The organism is Flavobacterium sp., from assembly GCF_036782315.1.
Lineage (GTDB): Bacteria > Bacteroidota > Bacteroidia > Flavobacteriales > Flavobacteriaceae > Flavobacterium.
Window position 1 is genome coordinate 218,944 of sequence record NZ_DAIPZK010000003.1, and the last position, 9,188, is coordinate 228,131.

Genomic DNA, 9,188 nt, shown 5'->3' on the forward strand with positions numbered 1-9,188 from the left:
AAGCAATTTAAAAAACTTGTAAATGAATTCCTAAAAATAAAAGTTAAACTTATAAGGGCTTGTTAATATAACTAAAGTTATATAGCATAAAAAAAGCGATTTCAAATTGAAATCGCTTTTTGCTTTTTTATTCTTGAGGGTCTTTCATTACAAAAGATTCCATGAATTTTGTAGTATAATTTCCAGCCACATAATCTGGTTCGTCCATTAATTGTCTGTGGAACGGAATAGTGGTTTTGATTCCTTCAATTACGAACTCATCTAAAGCACGCTTCATTTTGTTGATTGCTTCTTCTCTAGTTTGAGCAGTTGTAATTAACTTAGCAATCATAGAGTCATAATTTGGTGGAATTGTATATCCAGCGTAAACGTGAGTATCTAAACGTACTCCGTGTCCTCCTGGAGCGTGTAAAACCGTAATTTTACCTGGAGAAGGACGGAAATCGTTATAAGGATCTTCAGCGTTAATACGACATTCAATTGAGTGTAATTGTGGATAGTAGTTTTTACCAGAAATTGGCACACCAGCCGCAACTAAAATTTGCTCACGAATTAAATCGTAATCAATTACTTGCTCTGTAATTGGGTGCTCTACTTGGATACGTGTATTCATCTCCATAAAGTAGAAATTTCTGTGTTTGTCAACTAAGAATTCAACTGTTCCAGCACCTTCATATTTGATGTACTCTGCTGCTTTAACTGCTGCTGTACCCATTTTTTCACGCAATTCATCTGTCATGAATGGCGAAGGAGTTTCCTCAGTTAATTTTTGGTGACGACGTTGAACCGAACAATCTCTTTCTGATAAGTGACACGCTTTTCCAAAAGAATCTCCAACAACTTGAATTTCGATATGACGTGGCTCTTCAATCAGTTTTTCCATGTACATACCATCATTTCCGAATGCCGCAGCCGCTTCAATACGTGCACTTTCCCAAGCTTTTTCAAGTTCTTCTTCTTTCCAAATAGCACGCATACCTTTACCACCACCACCTGCAGTAGCTTTCATCATTACAGGGTAACCGATTTCTTTTGCTACTTTTTTAGCTTCTTCAAGAGATTCTAGAATCCCTTCAGAACCTGGAACACAAGGAACTCCAGCTTTAATCATTGTTGATTTTGCTGTAGCTTTGTCTCCCATTTTTTCAATCATTTCTGGAGAAGCACCAATAAACTTGATACCGTGCTCTTGACAAATTTTTGAAAATTTCGCATTCTCAGATAAGAATCCGTATCCAGGGTGAATAGCGTCTGCATTTGTAATCTCGGCAGCAGCTATAATATTTGACATTTTTAAGTAAGAATCCTTACTTGGTGCAGGCCCAATACAAACCGCTTCATCAGCAAATTTTACGTGTAAACTTTCCGCATCAACAGTTGAATAAACCGCAACTGTTTTAATGCCCATTTCTCTACAAGTTCTAATTACACGTAGTGCAATTTCACCTCTATTGGCAATTAATATTTTTTTAAACATGTTCTTTTAATTAGACAATTAGACAATGTGTCAATTAGACAATTATGAAGCAAAAAATCTTACTTCTAACCTCTAATTTCTAACTTTATTAAGATGGATCAACTAAGAATAATGGTTGATCAAATTCAACTGGAGATGAATCATCTACTAAAACTTTTACAATTTTACCAGAAACTTCTGATTCGATTTCGTTGAATAATTTCATTGCTTCAATTACACAAAGAACGTCTCCTTTACTAATAGTTGAACCTACTTCCACAAACATTGGTTTGTCTGGAGCTGGTTTTCTATAGAAAGTACCAATAATTGGTGATTTTACAGTTACATATTTAGAATTGTCGTCTGCCGCTGGAGCCGCTACTGGAGCCTCAACAGAAGCTGCTGGACTAGCTACAACTTGTGGAGCCGCAACCTGAGGAGCTGCTGCCATTGGCATATGTTGTACATAAGTGGTTGTACTTTCTGTACCTTCAGCAGTAGTTTTTATGGTGATTTTAAAATCGTCCATTTCTAATTTTACTTCTGTAGCACCTGATTTTGCCACAAATTTGATTAGGTTTTGAATCTCTCTAATATCCATAATAATTGATTTAGTTTAGTTTTGTTATTATTTAGTATAAGCCCATTTTAAATAGATAGCACCCCATGTGAATCCGCCACCAAAAGCTGCAAAGATAATGTTATCTCCTTTTTTCAATTGGTTTTCGAAATCTGATAATAATAAAGGTAGGGTTGCTGAAGTTGTATTTCCGTATTTTTGAATGTTGATTAAGACTTTAGATTCGTCTAATCCCATTCTATTTGCAGTGGCATCGATAATTCTTCTGTTGGCTTGATGTGCTACTAACCAATTGATATCATCATGTGACAAATTGTTGCGTTCCATGATTTTTTCACTTACATCGGCCATTCCAGAAACAGCATATTTGAAAACGGTTTTTCCGTCTTGGAAAACAAAATGTTGCTTGTTTTTTACAGTTTCTTCTGAAGGAGGCAGAATAGAACCACCTGCTTCAATTTTTAAGAATTCTCTTCCGATTCCATCACTTTTTAAGATTTCATCTTGAAGACCTAATCCTTCTGTATTTGGTTCGAACAATACCGCTCCTGCTCCATCTCCAAAGATGATACATGTAGCTCTATCAGTGTAATCGATAATTGATGACATTTTATCAGAACCAATCAATAAAACTTTTTTGTATTTTCCTGATGCAATATATGCAGAAGCAACTGACATTCCGTATAAAAAACTTGAACAAGCAGCTTGCAAGTCAAAAGCAAAGGCATTAGTTGCTCCAATTTCTGTTGCTACAAAAACTCCTGTTGAAGCTACAGGCATATCGGGAGTTGCTGTTGACATGATTACCAAATCAATCTCTTTAGGATCTAAATTGGCTTTTTCTAGTAAGTTTTGAGCGGCTTTAATCGCCATAAAAGAAGTTCCTTTTCCTTCCTCTTTTAACAATCGTCTTTCTTTAATTCCGGTACGAGTGGTAATCCATTCATCATTAGTATCTACTAACGTTTCTAACACTTGATTCGACAAAACATAGTCAGGAACATAAGAACCTACTGCCGTAATTGCTGCTGTTATTTTATTCATCTTCGATTAATTTTTCTTTTTGGATTTTTAAAATTCAAAAAGTGGTGGAAATTACAAAAAAAATTTCAAACGAATCCTATTCGAAGCGCATTATTGCACACACGAATGGGTATTTAACAAAAAAACTCTCACGACGTGAGAGTTTTCTCTATTTTTTTGATACAATTAAGCTACAGCTTCTGTTTTGTCAATTACAACTTGACCTCTGTAGTACATTTTACCTTCATGCCAGTAAGCTCTGTGGTATAAGTGAGCTTCACCAGTTACAGGACAAGTAGCAATTTGAGCAACTGTTGCTTTGTAATGCGTTCTTCTTTTATCTCTTCTTGTAGACGACTGTCTTCTCTTAGGATGTGCCATTGTTCTATTTTATTTATCCGTTAATAGTTTTTTTAAATTCTCCCATCTAGGGTCAATATCATTATTTTGTTGTTCTTCTTTCTTGTTTTCTTTTGGAGAAAGCGATTCTAATTTTTCAATTACATCAGATAGCGAACCATCTTTAACACCAGGATGTATTCTTCGCAAAGGCACTGATAATATTATGGACTCATAAATATATTGTGCTACATTTACTTGAAATTCGCCATGAGGCAAAATGAGCAACTCCTCATTTTCATCATTAAAGGCATCTCCAAACTTTACTAAAAGTTTTAATTTTCCCTTAATTGGCAAATCAAACTCTTCACCTGAAACATCACAAGGCACATTTACAGTTCCTTTGTGTTTAAAATCAAGTTCAAGCATAGTGCTTTTCTTCTCTAAAACAATATCAACTTTGACCGAAACGTCATTAAATTCGTCGTAATCAAAGTTTTTAAAGAACGTATTATCTATTTGATAATCAAACTGATGCTTCCCTATTTTTAACCCCACGAATGGAATTAAATATTCTTTTAAATTGTTCATAACAACAGTTTTACCTTTTTAAAAGGTGTGCAAAGATATAAAATATTTATAAATTCAAACTAGTTGTAAACATTTTTTTGTTTATAACTGTTTTTCTTTTGTTTTTAAAGGGTTCTTAATCAGCTCTTGATAGTCATTTCTTTTCTTAAAAATATCAATCGCTAAATAAACTGCCTCTTTAAATGACTCGTGATTAGCCACTCCTTTGCCTGCAATTTCATAAGCAGTTCCGTGATCAGGAGAAGTTCTAATTTTATTTAATCCAGCTGTATAATTTACTCCGTTGCCAAACGATAATGTTTTAAACGGAATTAACCCTTGATCGTGATATGTTGCAATTACTGCATCATATTTCTCATACTGCGCCGAACCAAAAAAACCGTCCGCTGAAAAAGGCCCGAAAACCATATTTCCTGCTTCAAATAATTTTTTCAAGGCTGGTTTGATAATTTTTTCCTCTTCTTGACCAATTACACCATTATCACCCGAATGTGGATTCAATCCTAAAACCGCCACTTTTGGTTTTTCAATTTCAAAATCTTGTTTTAAAGTTTGAATGATTGTTTTGATTTTACTCGAAATTAATTTTTCATTCAAATGTTTGGCCACTTCATTTACAGGAACATGATCCGTTAGCAAACCAACACGTAAATCATCATGCACCATTAACATTAAAGCATCACCTTCTAATTCTTTATCTAGATAATCGGTATGACCTGGAAATTTAAATTCTTCTGATTGAATATTATACTTATTAATAGGTGCTGTCACCAAAACATCTACCAATCCTACCTTCAAAGCTTTTGTTGCTGCAACGAATGATTTTATGGCATAACTTCCAACAACATCATCATTTTTCCCTAATTCAAGGTTCACTCCTTCACGCCAAACATTTAACACGTTGATTTTTCCAATAACCAATTGCTCGATTTTATCAATTCCATGAATGGCAATATCAATATTCAGCTCTTTTCTTAAGAAAGAAACAATCTTAGCATTTGCAAAAATTACTGGCGTACATAATTCCAACATTCGAGTATCTTCAAATGTTTTCAAAATAACTTCGCTTCCAATACCATTTAAATCTCCAATCGAAATTCCTACAATTATATTTTCTGCTTTTTTAACCATGACAAATGTGATTTATTGCTTACTTTTGATGTGCAAATTTAGTAAAATTAAATCAGTTATGTTTACCGGAATTATAGAAACCCTCGGAATTATAAAAGAAATCGAAAAAGATCAGGAAAACCTGCATGTAACGGTAGAATCTGAAATTACCCATGAATTAAAAATAGACCAAAGTGTAGCACATAATGGTATTTGTTTAACGGTAGTAAAAATCGAAAATAAAAATTACACCGTAACTGCAATTAAAGAAACAATTGACAAAACTTCAATTGGAACTTGGAAAGTTGGAAATATCGTAAATTTAGAACGCGCCATGAAACTTGGAGACAGACTTGACGGACATATTGTTCAAGGACATGTTGACCAAACAGGAATTTGCACAAATATTAAAGAAGCAAATGGAAGTTGGGTTTTTACTTTTGAATATGACGCATCTCTAAACAACATCACCATCGAAAAAGGTTCGATTACTGTAAATGGAACTAGCTTAACTGTAGTAAATTCAGGATTAAACACCTTTAGCGTTGCCATTATTCCTTACACATTTGATCACACTAATTTTAACACTTTTAAAATTGGCACAATTGTAAATTTAGAATTTGATGTAATTGGAAAATATGTAACTCGATTAAATGAATTGAGAAAATAAAAAAAGGCTCTTATAAAGAGCCTTTTTTTATTGAAATATATTTTTTAGAAAAATAATAACCTGAACCTAGTGCTAAAATCAACAATAGCATAATACTTCCATCAATAGGTAAACCTGGAGGTGGAGGCGGTGTTGGTGGTGGTGGAGTTGAACCTGCAGCTAAAACACCTTGAACACTAAATAATATTGCTATAATTGCTATAATTTTATTCATAATTATTCTCGTTGGGGGCAAAAGTATAATTTATAATCCTTTATCACTAGCATATAGTGAATTATTAATAATAAGTTAATATTTAATTCTATCAACTTAGAAAACACGAAAATATAAATATTTTTATACTTTACAAGCTATTTTCAAAAAAAAACTTAAAAAAAACTTAATTTTTACTTTTTATAGGTTTTTTCTTAAATAAATTAAAAAATAAAGTGGTCCCACCTGGGCTCGAACCAGGGACCACCTGATTATGAGTCAGGTGCTCTAACCAACTGAGCTATAGGACCAGTTTTGAAGTTGCAATATTAAGACTAATTTTTATGGCAAACAAATCTTTTTTAAAACTTTATTTTATTTCCTGACAAAGCTCAACTAAAACACCATTTGTGCCTTTTGGATGAAGAAATGCAACTAATTTATTATCAGCACCTTTTTTTGGCGTTTCATTTAAAATAGTAAAACCTTCCTCTTTTAATCGTGAAATTTCAGCTAAAATATCCTCTACATCAAATGCGATATGATGAATTCCTTCTCCTTTTTTTTCTATAAATTTAGCAATTGGACTATCTGGATTGGTGGCTTCTAGTAATTCGATTTTATTTGGTCCATTCATAAAAAAAGAAGTTTTAACCCCTTCACTTACTACTTCTTCCTCTTTATAAGGTGGTTGCCCAAATAATTTTTCAAACAAAACATTTGAAGTTTCCAAACTCTTTACAGCTATTCCTATATGTTCAATTTTTCTCATTTTTTTGTAATTTTAATCGCGTTCAAAGTTAACAAAAAAGCATTAGGGAGTAAATATATACTTTTACATATCCTTATAAAACAATACGGCTTGATTAATTTTTATGTATTTTTGCATCATGGAAACAAATAGACAAAAAAAAATAGGTGCACTTTTGCAAAACGATTTAGTTTCGATTTTGCAGGGTGAAATCCGTAAAAATAACATCAATAATTTAGTGATTTCGGTTTCAAAAGTAAATGTAACTTCCGATTTATCCATTGCAAAAGTACATTTAAGTGTTTTTCCAACCGAAAAAGCGGCTGAAATTTTAGCAGCAGTAAAAAGTAACACTCCACTTATCAAGCACGATTTGGCGCTACGTGTAAAAAATCAGTTACGCAAAGTTCCAAATTTGATTTTTTATATTGATGATAGTTTAGATTATATTGAGAAAATCGATAAGGCTTTAGCTGGAGAAGAAAATCCAATTGAAAATCCCGATTTACTAGAAAAAAGAAAGAAATCATAATTTGAACCTTTCCTTTTACATAGCCAAACGTTATGCTGTAAGTTTCAGTAAAAATAAAGCAATTAACATTATCACGGGAATTGCTTCTGTTGGCATTATAGCTAGCACAATGGCGCTTTTCGTTTTCTTGTCTGTTTTCAGCGGATTGAAAGAATTTAGCTTAAATTTTGCCAATGCTTCTGATCCCGATTTAAGAATAGAAACCACATCTGGTAAAACATTATTCATTAGCTCAAAGCAAGAAGGATTACTTAAAAAAAACAAAGCCATTGCTTCTTATAGCAAAATTATTGAAGAACGTGTTTATTTTATGTACGACAACAAAGAATTGGTGGCTCACATAAAAGGAATAGACAATAAATTTATACAAGTAACGGATTTTGATAAGAATCTCTATGCTGGAAAATGGATAGAAAATTCATCTGAAAATGTTGTTGTAGGTGCAGAAATCAGCAGAAAATTAGGCTTAGGATTATTCGATTATAATAATGCACTAAAAGCTTACGTACCAAAACCGGGAAAAGGGAATATCGAAAATCCAAATGAAGCTTTTAATAAAATTTTATTGTTTCCCACTGGAATTTATTCTATTAACGAAGAATTAGATGGGAAGTATGTTTTTTGCTCTATTGATTTAGCGCAACATTTTTTAGGATTAAAAAACAATGAAATTACCAACATTGAAATCAAACTGACACCAAGCGCAAACGAAAATGAAGTTAGAAATGAGCTCATTTCTATTCTAGGAAACGCAATTAAAATCAAAAATAGAGCGCAACTCAACGATTCGCTTTATAAAATGTTACAATCCGAGAATTTGTTTATTTACTTATTTAGCACCTTAGTTGTAATCCTAACTTTATTTTGCCTAGCGGGAGCGATTGTAATGATTATTATAGACAAAAGAGACAATCTGAAAACACTATATAATATTGGAGTAACTCAAACGGCTATTCGAAGTATTTTTTTTACTCAAGGAATCATTATTACATTATTTGGCTTAACAATTGGATTAGGTTTAGCAAGTGGAATTATTTTACTTCAACAGCATTTTTCATTCATCATGATTACACCCACTATGCCCTATCCTGTTCTTTTTGAATGGGAAAACATGATAATAGTAGTAATGACAATTGTAATACTTGGTTTAATTTCCTCTTGGATTGCTTCTGGAACAGTTAATAAAAAATTATTCAATTAACAAGAAAGCAACTCATAAGAGTTGCTTTCTTTGCTTTAATCTCATAATAAATTATTATTTCTTCACAATTAAGAATTCACTTCTCCTGTTTTGTGCATGTTCTTCTTCGGTACATTTGGCACAAGCTATTTTTAGTTCGCTTTCTCCAAATCCTTGTCCAGAAATTCTATCTTTCGATATTCCTTTGCTGATTAAGTATTGAACCGTCGATTTCGCTCTTCTGTCAGATAAGTTCATGTTGAATTTATCGCTTCCTCTATTATCTGTATGTGATTTTGCGAAGATAACCATGTTTGGATATTCGTTCATAACAGCAACCAACTTATTCAACTCTGCTGCTCCTTCTGCCGTAATATTGCTCTTGTTGAACTCAAAGTAAATAGGTTGCAAAATAACTTCTCTTTCTGTGATAATTGGAGTAATTGGTTTTAGAGTCATATCAACTTTCATATCAATTCCAAACTCTTTTTCTGGAATATCAACCTTATAAACATTACTATTTTCATAACCTGATTTAGTTGCATAACTAATATAAGCAGGAAGGCATTTTAATATTGTTTCTGTTCTGCCTGAACTATTAGTTGTAAAACTTGAAAGGATATTTTGTTTTTCATCGGTTAAAACAACTAAAGCGCCTTCAATTTCTTTCCCTGTTATTTCATCTCTGACAATTGTAACTGCTCTAAAATTACATACTGGATCTGCTTTGTAGATGTTGTCCACCCCATCTCTATTACTTGAG

The 9,188-nt window shown here is 32.7% G+C and carries 12 protein-coding genes and 1 tRNA gene; 3 read left to right on the top strand and 10 right to left on the bottom strand.

Annotated elements, in window-relative coordinates:
• Window positions 1–127: 127 nt before the first annotated feature.
• From accC to pdxA, 6 genes are all read right to left on the bottom strand, one after another.
• Window positions 128–1,477, bottom strand: coding sequence for an acetyl-CoA carboxylase biotin carboxylase subunit (gene accC, locus V7P59_RS04625; RefSeq protein ID WP_333808988.1), 1,350 nt, complete (start codon window positions 1,475–1,477; stop codon window positions 128–130).
• Between the two features lie 88 nt (window positions 1,478–1,565).
• Entirely contained in the window at window positions 1,566–2,057 is a 492-nt protein-coding gene (gene accB / locus V7P59_RS04630; RefSeq protein WP_333808989.1) for an acetyl-CoA carboxylase biotin carboxyl carrier protein, read from the bottom strand.
• A 27-nt stretch (window positions 2,058–2,084) separates the two neighbouring features.
• Window positions 2,085–3,080: a beta-ketoacyl-ACP synthase III gene (locus V7P59_RS04635; protein ID WP_333808990.1), complete on the bottom strand. Its 996-nt coding sequence runs from the start codon at window positions 3,078–3,080 to the stop codon at window positions 2,085–2,087.
• Window positions 3,081–3,245: 165 nt separating this feature from the next.
• The gene (rpmF, locus tag V7P59_RS04640; RefSeq protein ID WP_231842507.1) at window positions 3,246–3,440 is read right to left on the bottom strand and encodes a 50S ribosomal protein L32; all 195 of its coding nucleotides are present in this window, start codon (window positions 3,438–3,440) and stop codon (window positions 3,246–3,248) included.
• Between the two features lie 9 nt (window positions 3,441–3,449).
• Window positions 3,450–3,989 (bottom strand): YceD family protein, encoded by a 540-nt coding sequence (locus V7P59_RS04645; RefSeq protein ID WP_291253001.1) that lies wholly within the window; start codon window positions 3,987–3,989, stop codon window positions 3,450–3,452.
• Window positions 3,990–4,070: 81 nt separating this feature from the next.
• On the bottom strand, window positions 4,071–5,120 hold the full coding sequence (gene pdxA / locus V7P59_RS04650; RefSeq protein WP_333808991.1) for a 4-hydroxythreonine-4-phosphate dehydrogenase PdxA: 1,050 nt from the start codon (window positions 5,118–5,120) through the stop codon (window positions 4,071–4,073).
• Window positions 5,121–5,178: 58 nt separating this feature from the next.
• Between pdxA and V7P59_RS04655 the strand changes: the two genes are divergently transcribed.
• Window positions 5,179–5,769 carry a riboflavin synthase gene (locus tag V7P59_RS04655; protein ID WP_333808992.1) on the top strand — a complete coding sequence of 197 codons (591 nt, stop codon included), beginning with the start codon at window positions 5,179–5,181 and terminating at the stop codon, window positions 5,767–5,769.
• A gap of 10 nt (window positions 5,770–5,779) precedes the next feature.
• Here V7P59_RS04655 and V7P59_RS04660 read toward each other — a convergent pair whose 3' ends face one another.
• From V7P59_RS04660 to mce, 3 genes are all read right to left on the bottom strand, one after another.
• Window positions 5,780–5,983, bottom strand: a complete 204-nt coding sequence (locus V7P59_RS04660) for a hypothetical protein (RefSeq protein ID WP_333808993.1) — start codon at window positions 5,981–5,983, stop codon at window positions 5,780–5,782.
• A gap of 216 nt (window positions 5,984–6,199) precedes the next feature.
• Window positions 6,200–6,273: transfer RNA gene (locus V7P59_RS04665), tRNA-Ile, on the bottom strand.
• A gap of 59 nt (window positions 6,274–6,332) precedes the next feature.
• Complete coding sequence (mce, locus tag V7P59_RS04670) at window positions 6,333–6,734, bottom strand: methylmalonyl-CoA epimerase (RefSeq protein ID WP_333808994.1); 402 nt, start codon at window positions 6,732–6,734, stop codon at window positions 6,333–6,335.
• 118 nt (window positions 6,735–6,852) lie between these two features.
• Between mce and rbfA the strand changes: the two genes are divergently transcribed.
• Complete coding sequence (gene rbfA / locus V7P59_RS04675; protein ID WP_333808995.1) at window positions 6,853–7,245, top strand: 30S ribosome-binding factor RbfA; 393 nt, start codon at window positions 6,853–6,855, stop codon at window positions 7,243–7,245.
• A 1-nt stretch (window position 7,246) separates the two neighbouring features.
• Window positions 7,247–8,446, top strand: a complete 1,200-nt coding sequence (locus V7P59_RS04680; RefSeq protein WP_333808996.1) for an ABC transporter permease — start codon at window positions 7,247–7,249, stop codon at window positions 8,444–8,446.
• A gap of 54 nt (window positions 8,447–8,500) precedes the next feature.
• Here V7P59_RS04680 and V7P59_RS04685 read toward each other — a convergent pair.
• Window positions 8,501–9,188 (bottom strand): OmpA family protein (locus V7P59_RS04685; RefSeq protein WP_333808997.1); only part of this gene is annotated, 688 nt, incomplete at its 5' end.

What these genes read in the sequence shown, in the direction of transcription:
- V7P59_RS04645 (WP_291253001.1), bottom strand. Translation starts at nt 3,989, where the DNA reads ATGAACAATTTAAAAGAATATTTAATTCCATTCGTGGGGTTAAAAATA.
- V7P59_RS04635 (WP_333808990.1), bottom strand. Translation starts at nt 3,080, where the DNA reads ATGAATAAAATAACAGCAGCAATTACGGCAGTAGGTTCTTATGTTCCT.
- mce (WP_333808994.1), bottom strand. Translation starts at nt 6,734, where the DNA reads ATGAGAAAAATTGAACATATAGGAATAGCTGTAAAGAGTTTGGAAACT.
- V7P59_RS04660 (WP_333808993.1), bottom strand. Translation starts at nt 5,983, where the DNA reads ATGAATAAAATTATAGCAATTATAGCAATATTATTTAGTGTTCAAGGT.
- accB (WP_333808989.1), bottom strand. Translation starts at nt 2,057, where the DNA reads ATGGATATTAGAGAGATTCAAAACCTAATCAAATTTGTGGCAAAATCA.
- pdxA (WP_333808991.1), bottom strand. Translation starts at nt 5,120, where the DNA reads ATGGTTAAAAAAGCAGAAAATATAATTGTAGGAATTTCGATTGGAGAT.
- V7P59_RS04655 (WP_333808992.1), top strand. Translation starts at nt 5,179, where the DNA reads ATGTTTACCGGAATTATAGAAACCCTCGGAATTATAAAAGAAATCGAA.
- accC (WP_333808988.1), bottom strand. Translation starts at nt 1,477, where the DNA reads ATGTTTAAAAAAATATTAATTGCCAATAGAGGTGAAATTGCACTACGT.
- rpmF (WP_231842507.1), bottom strand. Translation starts at nt 3,440, where the DNA reads ATGGCACATCCTAAGAGAAGACAGTCGTCTACAAGAAGAGATAAAAGA.
- rbfA (WP_333808995.1), top strand. Translation starts at nt 6,853, where the DNA reads ATGGAAACAAATAGACAAAAAAAAATAGGTGCACTTTTGCAAAACGAT.